The sequence below is a fragment of the Alteromonas lipotrueae genome (genome assembly GCF_019249255.1).
Taxonomy (GTDB): Bacteria; Pseudomonadota; Gammaproteobacteria; order Enterobacterales; family Alteromonadaceae; genus Alteromonas; species Alteromonas lipotrueae.
The window spans coordinates 1-15,294 of sequence record NZ_JAESDJ010000028.1 but is presented as its reverse complement, the minus strand read 5'-3'; the positions used below and the strand labels follow the sequence as shown (position 1 = coordinate 15,294).

Here is a 15,294-nt window from a genome sequence, read left to right as displayed (position 1 = left end):
TAGCGTATACGGTCGGAGTTTGGTGAACAGGTTTACTACATTCCTTGATAGCTAAAATTCCCTTTGGTAACTAACTTTAAGCTAAGGGGCGCTGGCACGTGGGGCATAATGGCGAAGCCGCCCCGCGTGTAAGCGTCCCAGTGACCGTAGGGAACGGCTTGAGCGTTTTGTTAGCTTTCATCTTTTACCATTTTACCGCGCTGTTGATAAGCGCTTTCTGTGATGCTGAAATAAAGGGAAGTATTCTTGATTTGCAGGGCCCGCCTTTTAGCTATCCACTCTCTAAAGTTGTGTTTTTCTTCAATTCTGGACCAACTTATGAAAATTGGTTTACGCCAAAAAAGGAAAAATGAACGTTTTACCAGTAAGCCTTCTTTGAAGCAGTGTATAGCCATGGAGTTCCAATAGTCTTTCTCGGTCGAATATTTATAAGAAGAGCAATTTTTCCAAAAAAAGACCATTTCTATTGAGTTGGGCTTACCGTGTGGTTTGGGTATATTTTCACTTGCAGCGACATACTCGCTCCAAAGTGGGTGAGTATTTTCTCTATAGCTTAAATAGCTAAACAATAGTAACAACGTTGAAATAATTAAGATGGCAAACATGATGAAAGCTAACTTTTCAATAACGGGCGCAGGCATGTGGGGCATAATGGCGAAGCCGCCCCGCGTGTATGCGTCCCAGCGAACGCAGTGAGTGTGTTGATTGGGTTGTTATGTTTCATTTGCCTGAGACTGCCACCAAATTGTTCTATTTTTGAATGCATACAGTGCAAGAACCAAATAAAAGGTAGATATGATTAGGTAGTTCAATACACTGAATTCATCTAACTCGTACATCCCGAACAGTTCGTCAATTACAGCGATTACGAACAAAGATTGCCAAAACAATCTGGTAAAACACTTAAACCCTACTGAGTAAAATATACAACCAACCAATACAAGTGTCGTAATTGAACTTCGAATAAACTGTAACGAATCTGGCGAATCTACGAAGAATGAGTACTTTACGTAGACACAAAGATGAAAAAGAAACCACGGAAACCAGATTAAGCGAAGCGATTTCCATTTAGTGAACTTCATTAAAACTTCCTTGAAACATAACTTTAAGCTAAGGGGCGCAGATACGTGGGGCATAATGGCGAAGCCGCCCTGCGTATAGGCGTCCCAGCGACCGAAGGGAGTGACTTAAGCGCTTTGTTAGAAGCAGAGCCTGTTCCCTTGGCCTTTTTAAAAACTAATAAAGTCAGCATACGATTGATTATTAACACAAACAAGTAAAACGACAGCGCGGTGATGTTTTTGATTTGACTGAAGTAAGCTGCCATTTGAGCTACCAGGTGCAATGGCGCTTGCTGACTAAAAATAAGAACTTGGCGATAAAGTGCCTATTGCGCGACCTTTGAAGTTAATGCAGCGAAGTTAAAACCACCAAAAGCCAGAGCGATTTTTGAAACAGCAGGTGAGGGCGGTTGAACTGTTATTTGTATTAAGCGAAACGCAGTTTAGGCTGACGCCTTCTAATTTTTAAATAAGGGGCGCAGGCACGTAGGGCATAATGGCGAAGCCGCCCTGCGTGTTTGCGTCCCAGCCCGCGCAGCGGGCGAGCTTAATTTTTTTGTTATACATCAAAGCGTCTACGGTGTAAGTAATCGATCTCCACCTCCATTTCATGGATCGTTCTGGTGGATTCTAAATTAAGACTTTCATGCATCAACTGTCGTTGTTTTTCGTAGTTTTCACTCATTTTTATATTTGATGCTTTACGGTACGTTTCTTCGTTAGGCCACTGTGCATAGGCAATGAAAGCACCATTTTTGTCGCGATGTAGCCGTGAACCCAGGCTACCTTTGAAAAGGTAAATGCCCTGTGTGACTTTTGGCCAAGCGGCTAGAAATTGGTCTTTACAGCCATCCTTGACTACAAATTCAAACATTACGATAAACATAAAGTGTCCTCCTTGATGTATAACTTATTAAATATGGGGCGCAGCTTGTCTGCGTCCCTGCCATTATTTTCTTGTTAGGTTTATGCTAAAAAAGCTAGAACCATGTCTGTAATTAATTTTCATATACGAATATGGATTGAATATTTAGCCAATTGCCGTTGCAACCATTGATGACAAGTTTCACTCTTTTTTGAGTGCTAAATGCAGCTAGCAACATCGACTTCAAAATAGGATCGGCGGTAGGCGCTACACCGGCAAATCCGTTGTATTGCGGACACTCTTGGACGGCGCCTTCACTAAACGGGCTATCTAGTTTAAGAGCCAATGCTCCTTCTTGGTTGGAATAAACCTCTTTAACCTTCCCTGAACTATCAGATGCTGCATTTGCTTGAAAAGTGAGCAAGGCAACAAGTAGTAATAACAAATATTTCATCATATGTATCCTTTTGAAATTAAAAACATAACTTTTAAATAAGGGGCGCAGGCACGTAGGGCATAATGGCGAAGCCGCCCTGCGTGTTTGCGTCCCAGCCCGCGCAGCGGGCGAGCTTAATTTTTTTGTTATAAGACATGTTACTTAAAACCCTGAATAGTGCCATTGGTGCCAACGATTAGGCATACGCTACCATAATATAAGCAATCATCTTTTATGAATGGTCGAGAGCCATAAATATCCAGTGGAACAATATTATCAACTTCGTTGACGCTTTTACCTATGAGCTGCGCATTTGTTAGAACGAACAGTTGCTCCGATATTTTAGTTTGGGTTTCTAGGCTTGCTTCCATGTAAGTTAAAGAGACACCGTTATCCAAACTCCGATACAACCAAAACACGTTGGTTAGCAGGAGTAATATTGAAAGGATACTGATAACAACCTTGTTCACTGAGTTTCCTTTGTCTTATAACATTAAGCTAAGCGGCGCAGTTGCGTGGGGCATAATGGCGAAGCCGCCCCGCGTAAATGCGTCCGAGCGACCGAAGGGAGTGGTCTTAAGCGCCTTGTTATAAGCAAAGCCAGTTCCTTTGGTCTTTTTAAAAACTGTTGAAGCCAGCATACGATTGATTGTTAACACAAACAAGCAAAACGACTGTGCACAAATGTTTTTGATTTGACTGAAGCTAGCCGCCATCTGAGCTATTGAGTGTAATGGCGCTTGCGAGGTTCAACTAATAACTTGGCGATAAAGCGCCTATTACACCACCTTTGAGTTATGAGCGGCGGATTTAAACCTACCACAAGCCAGAGCGATGCTAATGAAAACAGGAGAGGGCAGTTGCACTGGGATTTTTATAAAGCCAAACGAAGATTAGGCTGACGCCTTATAACTTTCCGGTAAGGGGCGAATACTTGCTGGCGATAATGCCGAAGGCGCCAGCGAGTATTTGTCCCAGCGCACACAGTGCGCGAGCTTGACCGGTTTGTTAGGTGCGTGCATGTTTAACCAACCTTTTGTCTTTTCCCAATGTACCAAAAGAAAGTTCCTAGCATTAAGCCGTAAATTGAGCTAGCAAGAATAGCCAATGAAATAGATCCAAGAGGTTTGTCGCCCAATGAATTAAAGAGCTTAATAAATAGTAAAGCAATAAAGTTTGCCACAGTAACACCGGATAAGACGTACCAACGTAATGCACCAGTGGTTTTGTTTTTTATCAATAAAAACAATGGTAATGACAGCAACACAATAGCAAACATGGGAAACAAAAATATAAAAAACATTACTAACGGCATAGTTTTCCCTGTAGCCCCTAACTTTTAAATAAGGGGCGCAGGCACGTAGGGCATAATGGCGAAGCCGCCCTGCGTGTTTGCGTCCCAGCCCGCGCAGCGGGCGAACTTAATTTTTTTGTTATGCATGCTTCGAAATGACCTCATATTGAGTTTTGAAGTGATGAAGAATTAAGAAGCCCGCAATCGTTAGACTAGCAAGTCCACAAAGATAATTGATGTTAAACAATAATGTTTCAGCAACGCTATCTGAATCCACAAAGATGTAGGATGTAGACAGTGCATACAAAGCTGCAACAGGAAACACCATAACCTTATACCGGATAGGCTTAGTCTCTAAAACCGCCATCACCAATGCCAAGGAAAACCAAATCGAGCTTAATGGACCCAGATAAGACGCGGATAACCGAATAATTCTTCCCATTTCCACACTTATAAGCATTGTAAAAGAAGATATGAATCCGAGTGTTTCGGCTAGTATTGGGCCGATAAACATACCGATTAAGAACACTTTAACTGCCTTGTGCAATATAAACTCCTTTTAATGCATAACTTTCCAATAACGGGCGCAGGCACGTGGGGCATAATGGCGAAGCCGCCCCGCGTGTATGCGTCCCAGCGAACGCAGTGAGTGTGTTGATTGGCTTGTTAGCCGCGTTTTACTTACGAAGTACTTTTTTGAAATTTGCGCATAGCTCTGACGACATTAACAATGGGCAATGTCGAGAAGAAAACATAAATAGCTACGAACAGCAAAAGGTTAAAATAAGCAAAGTAAGCCAACAGCCCAACTAAGATTTGTACTACACCAGATAATAAAAAGCTATTGCCTACGTATTTGCAGAAAGCAGGTAGGTCGGCAATTTTAGAAAAGTCGATACCGTTAAGTACATCCGCTTTTTGCTTAAAGGTAAGCAGATAGCCAATGATTAAATATATAAAGCCGCTTAAGCAGGATATTAAAAGAATTAGAAAACCTGTACCCATGGAAAATCCTTTTTAGTGGCTAACTTCCGTTTAAGGGGCACAAACAGATGGGCAATAATGCGAAGCAGCCCATCTGTTTGTGTCCCAGCCAGCGCCAGCTGGCGACTTAAAACGTTTGTTATGTGCCATGCTAATACTTCCTTGTTGTTTTATATTAAGGATCAAGGTGATTGGTGCAACCTCTGTCATCTTTACCGAAGTTTTTAAAGTTACTTAGCTTCCCTTTGACTTCGTCGCTATCTTTGTTGAGTAGGTAAATTCCAATAGCAGCTAGTAATGGGATTAACCATACAATAACTATTTGAGCCACCTTTTGAAAAGTCTCTAGATCATTTCTGCTAGCAACAAAAATTGAGACACAAACGTTTAGAATGGCAGCCGCTCCAATAAAGATAATTACAAGATCAGACATTCTATGATGTCCTCCTGACACATAACTTTTAAATAAGGGGCACAGGCACGTAGGGCATAATGGCGAAGCCGCCCTGCGTGTTTGCGTCCCAGCCCGCGCAGCGGGCGAACTTAATTTTTTTGTTATGTTTCAAACCTATGAAGCATAAACGAATAATTCTTTTTTAATGTAATCCGTTTTATCGCATTGCGAGCTTTAGGCTGATACTCGCGCCAATTCCAATGATTGTCTATGAGAATAATTTTCGATATACCAAATCGCTCTAAATCATCTAAGCTGTAATCCCACCCTATTAAATCATTGCCAAAAAGAGATCTTAATTTATCCCATATGGTCATTTCATTATGTCCGTACACAGTAATAAGATTATCGACTCCTATTCTACGATAAAAGGCAGCTTCTCTTTTTCTCATTTTGGGTAGATAGCTAGAATAAAATGATTCGTCAGAATTTGTGGTATCCCACTGTTTCTGCCAAGCACTTCCGTGCCACATTAAAATTGTGTCTTTATGTAAGTATTTAATATTAGCTGCGGGTAAAACATAGTTTGCACACGACGATAAGCAGAGATTTTTTATTTCTATATTTAGCTTATTGCTGTGTATCCACTCACCGAGATCCATCCCTGCACCAATTTCTCCGCCTGGACTTGAAATAATAAGTCTTTTTGGCTTTTCCTTCGATTTTTTTAATGCTTGAAAAATCGCTAAGTTCGAAGACTTGGTTATCGACCCTTCATATACTAAAACGTCATTTTGGATGCCTACAAAGAAATTGCTTTCCACATCATTTTTTTCAGCATCCAACGACGTGCAGGCTACACTCCCTAAAAGAACAAATATAAAGAGAAATTTCATCTGGCATCCACTCGAAACATAACTTTAAGCTAAGGGGCGCAGATACGTGGGGCATAATGGCGAAGCCGCCCCGCGTATAGGCGTCCCAGCGACCGAAGGGAGTGGCTTAAGCGCTTTGTTAGAAGCAGAGCCTGTTCCCTTGGCATTTTTAAAAACTATTAAAGTCAGCATACGATTGATTATTAACACAAACAAGTAAAACGACAGTGCAGTGATGCAGGTGATTTGACTGAAGCAAGCTGCCATTTGAGCTACCAAGTGCAATGGCGCTTGCTAAATTGAATTAAGAACTTGGCGATAAAGCGCCTATTGCGCGACCTTTGAAGTTAATGCGGCGAAGTTAAAACCACCGAAAGCCAGGGCGATGTTGGGAACAACAGGTGAGGGCGGTTGAACTGATATTTGTATCAAGTCAAACGTAGTTTAGGCTGACGCCTTCTAACTTTTAAATAAGGGGCGCAGGCACGTAGGGCATAATGGCGAAGCCGCCCAGCGTGTTTGCGTCCCAGCCCGCGCAGCGGGCGTACTTAATTTTTTTGTTATATTGCATTTTTCAATACAGCCTTTGTTTTACCAAGAGGGTTAACCGCTATGCGCTGAAGCTGTATACCAAAGTTACAAATTGCTTGAGGCTCGACTTTCATATCAAAGTTAACTTTATAGCTTTCGTTTCTGACATTAGTGAAAGATTCGATGTGAGCAATAGTAACAGCAAACATTGTATGGCCAGAACTGTCTGTACAGAAAGCATGAATGGAAAAATAAGAAAGATCAGGGGTGGAACGGCTTTTGAACTCGAGCTCATCTTTTGTGGTTCGAGGAAACTTCTCAAGAAGTCTTCCCAGATGCTCAATCTCCTCTCTATTTGTATAGCAATCTGCTTGGCCAGAGAACTGCCCATTACTACCGAATATAGAGATTTCAAATAAAGATTCATCTTCCCATATTGATGAAACTACGAGCTGACTTTCCATGTTACTCCTGCAATATAACTTTAAGCTAAGGGGCACATACGCGGGGTTATAATCGCGAAGCGGCCCCGCGTATGTGTCCCAGCGACCGAAGGGAGTGACTTAAGCGTGTTGTTATGTGCAACCCTATACATTTAAAAAGAATTAACTTTAGAGCCACAGAAAAAGCAATGCGTTCTCTTTTTACTAATTCGGTGACCGCAATCTGGGCAATTAGTAGGAGCACTGACTTTTCCGTCTGCCTTGCCATCCCTTAAGTCAATCTCTTCTATTTTTGACTCAATTTTCTCTTTGCTAACACCTAGTTCATTTAATAACTCTAATGCAGCAAGATTCAATAAATATAAGGAATCAATCTTGTCCTCTAAAACCTTGAGGTGTGACTCATTTCCTTCTGAGCGGTATTTGGCTTGAGAAGTGTCAGCATCATTTCTACCGAATTTGAAATCTTGAAATGAATCATAAAAATTTGCCATGAAACTTCCTTTTATTTAAACCAGCACATAACTTTTAAATAAGGGGCGCAGGCGCGTAGGGCATAATGGCGCAGCCGCCCTGCGTGTTTGCGTCCCAGCGAACGAAGTGAGTGACTTGATTTTTTTGTTATGTGCCATCGCTTGATACTTCCACGAAAAAACCACTAACTTTCTGACCTTTAATTTTTGCACACCACCGTTTATAAAATGGATACGCTACTAAGGCCATCATAACGCCATTTACAACCGAAACTGCCGGTGTTGCTACCACTGAAATTAAATCGACTATGGTCGGTTCTCCGAAAAGCGCAATAATAAAAATGAGAACTCCAAATACTAATCCACCTATAAAGTTAATGGTTGCAGATATTTTGATAAGTGACTTTAAGCTAAGTTGAGTATGAAAAATTCTAGTCATAGGTTTCTTATTCTAAGTGGCACATAACGCCCCTATTAAACGGCACAGACTTGCTGGCTATACTTGCGAGGAACGAGCGCCAGCCAGCGAGTATGGGTCCGGTTGAATGGTTTGTTATGTTTTTGATTGCATATCCTTAACCCACTTTTGATTAATTAGCAGCAATACAATACCAAACACGATAAATACACCACCCATTATGGACGAAAGCCCCAAACCTCCGGTTTTGATATAAGAAACTATGACAATGGCAAGCCCCGCAACTAAAAAGAATGCAGGCATGAACATTCTATTTTTACTTTGAGCTTCTACAGTTACTAAACTTTTATTAACCATTGAATCAACAGCGGCAACCTTTTCTTGGCAAGTATCAGCGCAAGCAATAGAACCATTGACTTCAGCAGCACAAAGACTGCAAACACCTTTGTGGCAGTATTTACAAAGTCCAACTGCTTCGGACTCTTGATGAGAGAAACACTTCATAAAACATCCTTAAAAAAACATAACTTTCCAATAACGGGCGCAGACATGTGGGGCATAATGGCGAAGCCGCCCCGCGTGTATGCGTCCCAGCGAACGAAGTGAGTGCGTTAATTGGTTTGTTATAAGCCATTGCTAATGATTACCATCCGAGCCGGCACCACTGCTATCTCTGGGGCCACCTCCAAACTCAGAATGCTTTTTAATTGGGAGATCTTGGCTTTTGTGAAATTGCCAAAGAGCAATTGCAGCTATATAGGGAATTAACCATACAAGAAAGATTTGCGCAATTTTTTGCACATTATCTAAGTCATCCCTTTTCGCCAAGAAAACTGATACGGCTAGGCTTATTGCAATGTAAATTGCTAGTGCAGCGTATATCATAAAAAGAGAGCCCATCTCATCAATTCCTTTGGCTTATAACTTTTCAATAACGGGCGCAGACATGTGGGGCATAATGGCGAAGCCGCCCCGCGTGTATGCGTCCCAGCGAACGGAGTGAGCGAGTTAATTGAGTTGTTATAAGCCAATTGTTTCGAAGCCAAAAGTTGTTGCCTCAAGTTGCAATGTGTCACCACTTTGTAATTCAATTTGAAAAATGTTGTCTTGAACCCTTGCCACATTAATAGAGTTAGATTCACCCCAAGGTGCAGCCATTGGTACGTTAATTGAGGAAATGCCGGAAAACGTTAATAAACATGGCTGAGCACTTTGGTTTGTCATTAAGAAGCAATCTAAGAAAATCTCAGCTGACTTACCAGACCAATTTATTGAAATGTTTTTTACTAATCCATCATGTAGTGGTAGGTCTTTAAATTCCATTAAAACCTCTTGGCTTATAACTTTTAAATAAGGAGCGCAGGCACGTAGGGCATAATGGCGAAGCCGCCCTGCGTGTTTGCGTCCCAGCCCGCGCAGCGGGCGAACTTGATTTTTTTGTTATGTGCTGACGCAACTTAATAGTTACTTAGGTATTACGAAAAAGAAAGAAAAAACTAATAAAAGCAATACACTTACAGAGCTACCAATAATCTTGCTACTCGAATGCGATTTACCTCTGGCCAGCAGAGCCTTACTAACAAAAACATGGCCTACAAATACTGAGACTACGGCTATTAGGCTTATAGTAAGTACAAGATTGGTGAGTGAGTTAAGTGTTTCTTCCATATCTAAAATCCTTTTTTACTACCAAAGCACATAACTTTAAGCTAAGGGGCGCAGATACGTGGGGCATAATGGCGAAGCCGCCCCGCGTATAGGCGTCCCAGCGACCGAAGGGAGTGGCTTAAGCGCTTTGTTAGAAGCAGAGCCTGCACCTTTGGCCTTATTAAAAACTAATAAAGCCAGCATACGATTGATTGTTAAAGCAAACAAGCAAAATGCCAGAGCAGAGATGGTTTTGATTTGACTGAAGCAAGCTGCCATTTGAACTACCAAGTGCAATGGCGCTTGCTGACTTAAAATAAAAACCAGCCGATGAGGCGCCTATTGCGCAACCTTTGGATTTAATGCGGCGAAGTTAAAACCGCCTAAAGCCAGTGCGATTTTTGAAACAACAGGTGAGGGCGGTTGAACTGGTATTTTTATTAAGCCAAACGTAGTTTAGGCTGACGCCTTCTAACTTTTAAATAAGGGGCGCAGACGTGTGGGGCATAATGGCGAAGCCGCCCCGCATGTTTGCGTCCCAGCCCGCGCAGCGGGCGAACTTGATTTTTTTGTTATGTGTTTTCGCTTATTTCTAAAACCACAGTTAACCATAAATTACCCCAACGCTCACGTCTATCTGCCGAACTCAACAATTTAGGTGAAGTGGTTTGATATTCATTGAAAGAATGACGATTGGCAAATAGAGTAGCGGATACAGCACCTTTTTTAACTTTTTCTGCATCGTAAAAAACCGCCACGACTTGGTTGCATCTAGAACATTGAATAAAGGAGGCTTGTTCTGAACCTTGCTTTAAAAAATTGACTGAGGCACTTGAGTTAACGCTTAACTTTCCAAGCGGATCTGATATGTACGCAAGACTATGATGCTTACAAAAGTCGCAGTCACATTCTCTAGGTTGATAGCTTTCGATTGACTTAGGAAGTGATAGTTTTACGCGAACAGCTTCGCATGAGCATGAAGAGAAATAATCCATTTAACCCTCATAAATTAAACCTGCACATAACACCCAACTTTGGGGCAAAAGTACGTAGGCTAAAATATGGAGCGAAGCGACGGGAGCCTACGTATTTTTGTCCCAGCGAACGCAGTGAGTGGCAACAGTTGTTTGTTATACGTTGTTACACTTACTTTCCTCATGGCTGCCACTTAACTTTAGCTTAATATCTGTTACTGATGGTTTGCTATTAGCAATAGCTAAATAGGCATTAGCTATAGTGAGCGGCTCTGCACAATAGTCCACATCTAGCGTTACTGCAGAAAAGTTTAACTCTCCTAGTTGATCTTCTAATTCGATATTAGTTAATACTTCCACTGAGTTTCCAACAGAGTAAGTTGACTCTTTTACATGAATTGTAATTTCCTCATTTGCAAATGTGCAAAATGAAGTAGCTGCAAGTAATAATAAGATTAAACGCACGAGCTTTCCTTAACGTATAACTTTTAAATAAGGGGCGCAGGCGCGTGGGCTATAATGCGAAGCAGCCCACGTGTATGCGTCCCAGCGAACGAAGTGAGTGACTTAATTTTTTTGTTATGTGCCATTAGCTCAAAACACCCCAAGATTCGCAAACGCCGCCATACTCGGCCATGAGAGAAGTAACATTTTCCTGAGTTTCTATTACCAACTCATAAGAGAGAATTTGGTGGATGTTAAATAAGACATAACCGCTATATTCCTCGTCAGGCTCGTAAATTTCAACTGCACCAGAGAATTCTTTAAGCTTTGAAATTGCATCCGGATGAGGAGGCCAGGACACAAAGTCGATATTGAAATCTATCGTTGTTGGCTTAGAAAAATCGAATCCAGATTCATCGAGTCTTCTTAAAACGTCACCATCTGCATCATCTGGAAAATTCAATATAGCCTCCTTGGCACATAACTTTTCAATAACGGGCGCAGGCACGTAGGGCATAATAGCGAAGCGGCCCTACGTGTATGCGTCCCAGCGAACGAAGTGAGTGCGTTTATTGACTTGTTATATGACATTACTCACCGGCTAGCTTGCGGCCAAAGACTTCTGAAAGCCAAATTGCGATAACAATATAAACTACCAGCGGTAAGAGCAGCATAAAAGAAGAAAAAAGAATTAGTGCGTAGTAAAAATCCGCATATGCTTGAAGGAGAGATGAGTTTATTAAGCATGTTTCTGACGTCATGCTGCCCTCATTCCATCCTTGGCAGTTCATCATTCCTAGTACTGGGAATATAAAAAACAACGAGTAGAAAGGAAGCCTGCGTAGAAGCCAATTAAATCCTTTTTTTATCAAGTAAACCTCCTGTCATATAACGCTTCAAATTTGGGGCAAGTGCGAGCGCCTTGGCGAAGCCAGCGAGTACTTGTCCCAGGCCAACTTGTTGGCCGATTAACATTTGTTTGTTAGCTACCATACACTTTTGCGAAGAAAGGAAAAAGCAGTACGAAAAGGGCAAACAACAGAAAAACATGAAAAAATGATACAAACAAGACACGAGAAATTGGCTGCCATACGTTTTGTAGTTTTACGTAAAAATTACTTGCATAGATTTGAAGTAATATTGGATTGGTAGTATTTACGATTTCACTATTTTCATAGTGCTTGGCTGCAGCGAAGCCCAATAAGAAAATTAAAGTAACGGAAGACCCTGCAAAGAATATAACCTCGGCTAGAAACTTTGACGCTTCCTGTGCAATAGTTGAGCAGATCATTGTAGCAACTAGTAATCCAAACAACTTAAAGATAGCGTACCGCTGATGTTGTCTGAATTTGTTTGCGAATAATTTTGGTATTACTTCCATTTTCCCTCTGGTAGCTAACTTTTCAATAACGGGCGCAGGCACGTAGGGCATAATGGCGAAGCCGCCCTGCGTGTATGCGTCCCAGCGAACGAAGTGAGTGAGTTTATTGGCTTGTTAGCTGACATTGTTAATCGAAGAGAGTGTCGCTTTATAAAGTCCATTTTAATCATAAGTCCTTTTCTCTAGGTTTATCAGCATCTGGGTTTGCGAATAGGTAAAAGATAAAAACTAACCACATTGCTCCAAACACACCAACAGTTGTTACAACTAAGCGGAGAAATACTTCCATGACTGAGCCTGTAACATCTCTGGTTAGTATTGCATACAAAACCAAAAGCATAATTATCGAAGAAGATATTACGGCGTACTTTGAAGCCCTTCTTGGCAAAGACTTTTGAGTCATGGTTTACCTACTGACAGCTAACTTTAAGCTAAGGGGCGCAGATACGTGGGGCATAATGGCGAAGCCGCCCCGCGTATAGGCGTCCCAGCGACCGAAGGGAGTGGCTTAAGCGCTTTGTTAGAAGCAGAGCCTGTTCCCTTGGCATTTTTAAAAACTATTAAAGTCAGCATACGATTGATTATTAACACAAACAAGTAAAACGACAGTGCAGTGATGCAGGTGATTTGACTGAAGCAAGCTGCCATTTGAGCTACCAAGTGCAATGGCGCTTGCTAAATTGAATTAAGAACTTGGCGATAAAGCGCCTATTGCGCGACCTTTGAAGTTAATGCGGCGAAGTTAAAACCACCGAAAGCCAGGGCGATGTTGGGAACAACAGGTGAGGGCGGTTGAACTGATATTTGTATCAAGTCAAACGTAGTTTAGGCTGACGCCTTCTAACTTTTCAATAACGGGCGCAGGCATGTGGGGCATAATGGCGAAGCCGCCCCGCGTGTATGCGTCCCAGCGAACGCAGTGAGTGTGTTGATTGGGTTGTTATGTTTCATTTGCCTGAGACTGCCACCAAATTGTTCTATTTTTGAATGCATACAGTGCAAGAACCAAATAAAAGGTAGATATGATTAGGTAGTTCAATACACTGAATTCATCTAACTCGTACATCCCGAACAGTTCGTCAATTACAGCGATTACGAACAAAGATTGCCAAAACAATCTGGTAAAACACTTAAACCCTACTGAGTAAAATATACAACCAACCAATACAAGTGTCGTAATTGAACTTCGAATAAACTGTAACGAATCTGGCGAATCTACGAAGAATGAGTACTTTACGTAGACACAAAGATGAAAAAGAAACCACGGAAACCAGATTAAGCGAAGCGATTTCCATTTAGTGAACTTCATTAAAACTTCCTTGAAACATAACTTTTAAATAAGGGGCGCAGGCACGTAGGGCATAATGGCGAAGCCGCCCTGCGTGTTTGCGTCCCAGCCCGCGCAGCGGGCGAACTTAATTTTTTTGTTATGCATGCTTCGAAATGACCTCATATTGAGTTTTGAAGTGATGAAGAATTAAGAAGCCCGCAATCGTTAGACTAGCAAGTCCACAAAGATAATTGATGTTAAACAATAATGTTTCAGCAACGCTATCTGAATCCACAAAGATGTAGGATGTAGACAGTGCATACAAAGCTGCAACAGGAAACACCATAACCTTATACCGGATAGGCTTAGTCTCTAAAACCGCCATCACCAATGCCAAGGAAAACCAAATCGAGCTTAATGGACCCAGATAAGACGCGGATAACCGAATAATTCTTCCCATTTCCACACTTATAAGCATTGTAAAAGAAGATATGAATCCGAGTGTTTCGGCTAGTATTGGGCCGATAAACATACCGATTAAGAACACTTTAACTGCCTTGTGCAATATAAACTCCTTTTAATGCATAACTTTCCGGTAAGGGGCGAATACTTGCTGGCGATAATGCCGAAGGCGCCAGCGAGTATTTGTCCCAGCGCACACAGTGCGCGAGCTTGACCGGTTTGTTAGGTGCGTGCATGTTTAACCAACCTTTTGTCTTTTCCCAATGTACCAAAAGAAAGTTCCTAGCATTAAGCCGTAAATTGAGCTAGCAAGAATAGCCAATGAAATAGATCCAAGAGGTTTGTCGCCCAATGAATTAAAGAGCTTAATAAATAGTAAAGCAATAAAGTTTGCCACAGTAACACCGGATAAGACGTACCAACGTAATGCACCAGTGGTTTTGTTTTTTATCAATAAAAACAATGGTAATGACAGCAACACAATAGCAAACATGGGAAACAAAAATATAAAAAACATTACTAACGGCATAGTTTTCCCTGTAGCCCCTAACGTCGCCATAAGCGGCTAAATAACAGTTGGCTAAAATTGCGAGGAACGAGCACAGCCAACTGTTATGTGTCCGTTACTTAATGGCCTTGTTATAAACCTGCTTGCATTAATATTTCGTTTATAGATGATTCTATGTTCTTGCTTAGTACCTCAGAAACATGTTGTTTATCAGTGTCTGATAGCTCATCCCAAGTTGCTGGTAATTTTTCAATGTTAATAGGCATCAATTTTTGTAGATAACAAGCACTACATTTTTTCTTACCGTGAATATAAGGCGCAATATTCAATGCTACATAAGTGTTTGCTTGCATCGCATTTCCAAAAGCCGACCGCTGATTGACTCCATAGCCATACGTACCGGGAGTTGCGTAAACATCACGGGGAATAAGCTCAATGATCATGTCATACTTTTTCCGTTGAGCCTCGTCAATCAGTTGAGCTAGGAATCCTTTATTTTTTAGCCTGTTGATAACAGAATCAGTTAAAAGCTTAGAAAAACTTGGTTCATTTACTTGAGCATACTCATTATTAAATATTGTGGTTCCGATAGTTACAAAGTTAGGTGTGTCAGGAAATTGATTGATGATGCCAACAGTTTTGACTGATTGCAGCTCAGTTGGCTTTAAAGTCGAAGCGCATCCACCTAAAAAGCTGAGGATCAAAATGACAATTGTTAGTTTTATTAATTTTTGCACGATACGTCCTTTTAAGGTTTATAACGCCCTGTTAACAGGCAAAATAGTGTTGGCTAAAATTTAGCGACGAAGGAGCAAAAGCCAACTGTATTTTGTC

At 41.4% G+C, this 15,294-nt stretch carries 23 protein-coding genes; all 23 read right to left on the bottom strand.

The features are described from left to right. Positions 1 to 170: 170 nt before the first annotated feature. Positions 171 to 650 (bottom strand): hypothetical protein, encoded by a 480-nt coding sequence (locus KYS23_RS20195; RefSeq protein ID WP_218420013.1) that lies wholly within the window; start codon positions 648 to 650, stop codon positions 171 to 173. Between the two features lie 970 nt (positions 651 to 1,620). Further along, positions 1,621 to 1,947 carry an antibiotic biosynthesis monooxygenase family protein gene (locus tag KYS23_RS20190; protein ID WP_218420011.1) on the bottom strand — a complete coding sequence of 109 codons (327 nt, stop codon included), beginning with the start codon at positions 1,945 to 1,947 and terminating at the stop codon, positions 1,621 to 1,623. A 112-nt stretch (positions 1,948 to 2,059) separates the two neighbouring features. Then, the gene (locus KYS23_RS20185; RefSeq protein ID WP_218420009.1) at positions 2,060 to 2,380 is read right to left on the bottom strand and encodes a hypothetical protein; all 321 of its coding nucleotides are present in this window, start codon (positions 2,378 to 2,380) and stop codon (positions 2,060 to 2,062) included. Positions 2,381 to 2,520: 140 nt separating this feature from the next. Further along, on the bottom strand, positions 2,521 to 2,832 hold the full coding sequence (locus KYS23_RS20180; RefSeq protein WP_218420007.1) for a hypothetical protein: 312 nt from the start codon (positions 2,830 to 2,832) through the stop codon (positions 2,521 to 2,523). 423 nt (positions 2,833 to 3,255) lie between these two features. Beyond that, a complete protein-coding gene (locus KYS23_RS20875) occupies positions 3,256 to 3,384 on the bottom strand; it encodes a hypothetical protein (RefSeq protein ID WP_274608574.1) in 129 nt (42 codons plus the stop codon). Between the two features lie 2 nt (positions 3,385 to 3,386). Further along, a complete protein-coding gene (locus KYS23_RS20175; protein WP_218420005.1) occupies positions 3,387 to 3,677 on the bottom strand; it encodes a hypothetical protein in 291 nt (96 codons plus the stop codon). Between the two features lie 118 nt (positions 3,678 to 3,795). Next, complete coding sequence (locus tag KYS23_RS20170; RefSeq protein ID WP_218419996.1) at positions 3,796 to 4,098, bottom strand: hypothetical protein; 303 nt, start codon at positions 4,096 to 4,098, stop codon at positions 3,796 to 3,798. 239 nt (positions 4,099 to 4,337) lie between these two features. Further along, positions 4,338 to 4,661: a hypothetical protein gene (locus KYS23_RS20165; RefSeq protein WP_218398585.1), complete on the bottom strand. Its 324-nt coding sequence runs from the start codon at positions 4,659 to 4,661 to the stop codon at positions 4,338 to 4,340. 154 nt (positions 4,662 to 4,815) lie between these two features. Next, positions 4,816 to 5,073 carry a hypothetical protein gene (locus KYS23_RS20160; protein ID WP_218420003.1) on the bottom strand — a complete coding sequence of 86 codons (258 nt, stop codon included), beginning with the start codon at positions 5,071 to 5,073 and terminating at the stop codon, positions 4,816 to 4,818. Between the two features lie 122 nt (positions 5,074 to 5,195). Further along, a complete protein-coding gene (locus KYS23_RS20155) occupies positions 5,196 to 5,930 on the bottom strand; it encodes a hypothetical protein (RefSeq protein ID WP_126873382.1) in 735 nt (244 codons plus the stop codon). A gap of 539 nt (positions 5,931 to 6,469) precedes the next feature. Continuing rightward, the gene (locus KYS23_RS20150; protein WP_126874065.1) at positions 6,470 to 6,904 is read right to left on the bottom strand and encodes a hypothetical protein; all 435 of its coding nucleotides are present in this window, start codon (positions 6,902 to 6,904) and stop codon (positions 6,470 to 6,472) included. 131 nt (positions 6,905 to 7,035) lie between these two features. Continuing rightward, positions 7,036 to 7,377, bottom strand: coding sequence for a hypothetical protein (locus KYS23_RS20145; protein ID WP_218398317.1), 342 nt, complete (start codon positions 7,375 to 7,377; stop codon positions 7,036 to 7,038). 127 nt (positions 7,378 to 7,504) lie between these two features. Then, positions 7,505 to 7,795 carry a hypothetical protein gene (locus tag KYS23_RS20140; RefSeq protein WP_141152202.1) on the bottom strand — a complete coding sequence of 97 codons (291 nt, stop codon included), beginning with the start codon at positions 7,793 to 7,795 and terminating at the stop codon, positions 7,505 to 7,507. A 114-nt stretch (positions 7,796 to 7,909) separates the two neighbouring features. After that, positions 7,910 to 8,278: a hypothetical protein gene (locus KYS23_RS20135; protein ID WP_218420001.1), complete on the bottom strand. Its 369-nt coding sequence runs from the start codon at positions 8,276 to 8,278 to the stop codon at positions 7,910 to 7,912. Positions 8,279 to 8,410: 132 nt separating this feature from the next. After that, positions 8,411 to 8,674 (bottom strand): hypothetical protein, encoded by a 264-nt coding sequence (locus KYS23_RS20130; RefSeq protein WP_218396084.1) that lies wholly within the window; start codon positions 8,672 to 8,674, stop codon positions 8,411 to 8,413. Positions 8,675 to 8,794: 120 nt separating this feature from the next. Then, positions 8,795 to 9,097 carry a hypothetical protein gene (locus KYS23_RS20125; protein ID WP_141152180.1) on the bottom strand — a complete coding sequence of 101 codons (303 nt, stop codon included), beginning with the start codon at positions 9,095 to 9,097 and terminating at the stop codon, positions 8,795 to 8,797. Between the two features lie 896 nt (positions 9,098 to 9,993). Continuing rightward, positions 9,994 to 10,416 (bottom strand): hypothetical protein, encoded by a 423-nt coding sequence (locus KYS23_RS20120; protein ID WP_020743521.1) that lies wholly within the window; start codon positions 10,414 to 10,416, stop codon positions 9,994 to 9,996. A gap of 135 nt (positions 10,417 to 10,551) precedes the next feature. Further along, positions 10,552 to 10,860 carry a hypothetical protein gene (locus tag KYS23_RS20115; protein WP_218420000.1) on the bottom strand — a complete coding sequence of 103 codons (309 nt, stop codon included), beginning with the start codon at positions 10,858 to 10,860 and terminating at the stop codon, positions 10,552 to 10,554. Positions 10,861 to 10,984: 124 nt separating this feature from the next. Then, positions 10,985 to 11,302 (bottom strand): ribonuclease E inhibitor RraB, encoded by a 318-nt coding sequence (locus tag KYS23_RS20110; RefSeq protein WP_246604526.1) that lies wholly within the window; start codon positions 11,300 to 11,302, stop codon positions 10,985 to 10,987. Between the two features lie 2,345 nt (positions 11,303 to 13,647). Further along, the gene (locus tag KYS23_RS20105) at positions 13,648 to 13,950 is read right to left on the bottom strand and encodes a hypothetical protein (protein WP_218419996.1); all 303 of its coding nucleotides are present in this window, start codon (positions 13,948 to 13,950) and stop codon (positions 13,648 to 13,650) included. An 88-nt stretch (positions 13,951 to 14,038) separates the two neighbouring features. Next, positions 14,039 to 14,188 (bottom strand): hypothetical protein, encoded by a 150-nt coding sequence (locus KYS23_RS20100; protein WP_218419994.1) that lies wholly within the window; start codon positions 14,186 to 14,188, stop codon positions 14,039 to 14,041. Positions 14,189 to 14,190: 2 nt separating this feature from the next. Then, positions 14,191 to 14,511, bottom strand: a complete 321-nt coding sequence (locus tag KYS23_RS20095; protein WP_218419992.1) for a hypothetical protein — start codon at positions 14,509 to 14,511, stop codon at positions 14,191 to 14,193. 80 nt (positions 14,512 to 14,591) lie between these two features. Beyond that, positions 14,592 to 15,197, bottom strand: a complete 606-nt coding sequence (locus KYS23_RS20090; RefSeq protein WP_218398134.1) for a hypothetical protein — start codon at positions 15,195 to 15,197, stop codon at positions 14,592 to 14,594. Positions 15,198 to 15,294: the final 97 nt, after the last annotated feature.

Excerpts from the sequence above, each read along its gene's own strand:
- KYS23_RS20195 (WP_218420013.1), bottom strand. The coding sequence starts at position 650 with ATGCCCCACATGCCTGCGCCCGTTATTGAAAAGTTAGCTTTCATCATG.
- KYS23_RS20190 (WP_218420011.1), bottom strand. The coding sequence starts at position 1,947 with ATGTTTATCGTAATGTTTGAATTTGTAGTCAAGGATGGCTGTAAAGAC.
- KYS23_RS20185 (WP_218420009.1), bottom strand. The coding sequence starts at position 2,380 with ATGAAATATTTGTTATTACTACTTGTTGCCTTGCTCACTTTTCAAGCA.
- KYS23_RS20875 (WP_274608574.1), bottom strand. The coding sequence starts at position 3,384 with ATGCACGCACCTAACAAACCGGTCAAGCTCGCGCACTGTGTGCGCTGG.
- KYS23_RS20175 (WP_218420005.1), bottom strand. The coding sequence starts at position 3,677 with ATGCCGTTAGTAATGTTTTTTATATTTTTGTTTCCCATGTTTGCTATT.
- KYS23_RS20170 (WP_218419996.1), bottom strand. The coding sequence starts at position 4,098 with ATGGGAAGAATTATTCGGTTATCCGCGTCTTATCTGGGTCCATTAAGC.
- KYS23_RS20165 (WP_218398585.1), bottom strand. The coding sequence starts at position 4,661 with ATGGGTACAGGTTTTCTAATTCTTTTAATATCCTGCTTAAGCGGCTTT.
- KYS23_RS20160 (WP_218420003.1), bottom strand. The coding sequence starts at position 5,073 with ATGTCTGATCTTGTAATTATCTTTATTGGAGCGGCTGCCATTCTAAAC.
- KYS23_RS20155 (WP_126873382.1), bottom strand. The coding sequence starts at position 5,930 with ATGAAATTTCTCTTTATATTTGTTCTTTTAGGGAGTGTAGCCTGCACG.
- KYS23_RS20150 (WP_126874065.1), bottom strand. The coding sequence starts at position 6,904 with ATGGAAAGTCAGCTCGTAGTTTCATCAATATGGGAAGATGAATCTTTA.
- KYS23_RS20145 (WP_218398317.1), bottom strand. The coding sequence starts at position 7,377 with ATGGCAAATTTTTATGATTCATTTCAAGATTTCAAATTCGGTAGAAAT.
- KYS23_RS20140 (WP_141152202.1), bottom strand. The coding sequence starts at position 7,795 with ATGACTAGAATTTTTCATACTCAACTTAGCTTAAAGTCACTTATCAAA.
- KYS23_RS20135 (WP_218420001.1), bottom strand. The coding sequence starts at position 8,278 with ATGAAGTGTTTCTCTCATCAAGAGTCCGAAGCAGTTGGACTTTGTAAA.
- KYS23_RS20130 (WP_218396084.1), bottom strand. The coding sequence starts at position 8,674 with ATGGGCTCTCTTTTTATGATATACGCTGCACTAGCAATTTACATTGCA.
- KYS23_RS20125 (WP_141152180.1), bottom strand. The coding sequence starts at position 9,097 with ATGGAATTTAAAGACCTACCACTACATGATGGATTAGTAAAAAACATT.
- KYS23_RS20120 (WP_020743521.1), bottom strand. The coding sequence starts at position 10,416 with ATGGATTATTTCTCTTCATGCTCATGCGAAGCTGTTCGCGTAAAACTA.
- KYS23_RS20105 (WP_218419996.1), bottom strand. The coding sequence starts at position 13,950 with ATGGGAAGAATTATTCGGTTATCCGCGTCTTATCTGGGTCCATTAAGC.
- KYS23_RS20100 (WP_218419994.1), bottom strand. The coding sequence starts at position 14,188 with ATGCACGCACCTAACAAACCGGTCAAGCTCGCGCACTGTGTGCGCTGG.
- KYS23_RS20095 (WP_218419992.1), bottom strand. The coding sequence starts at position 14,511 with ATGGCGACGTTAGGGGCTACAGGGAAAACTATGCCGTTAGTAATGTTT.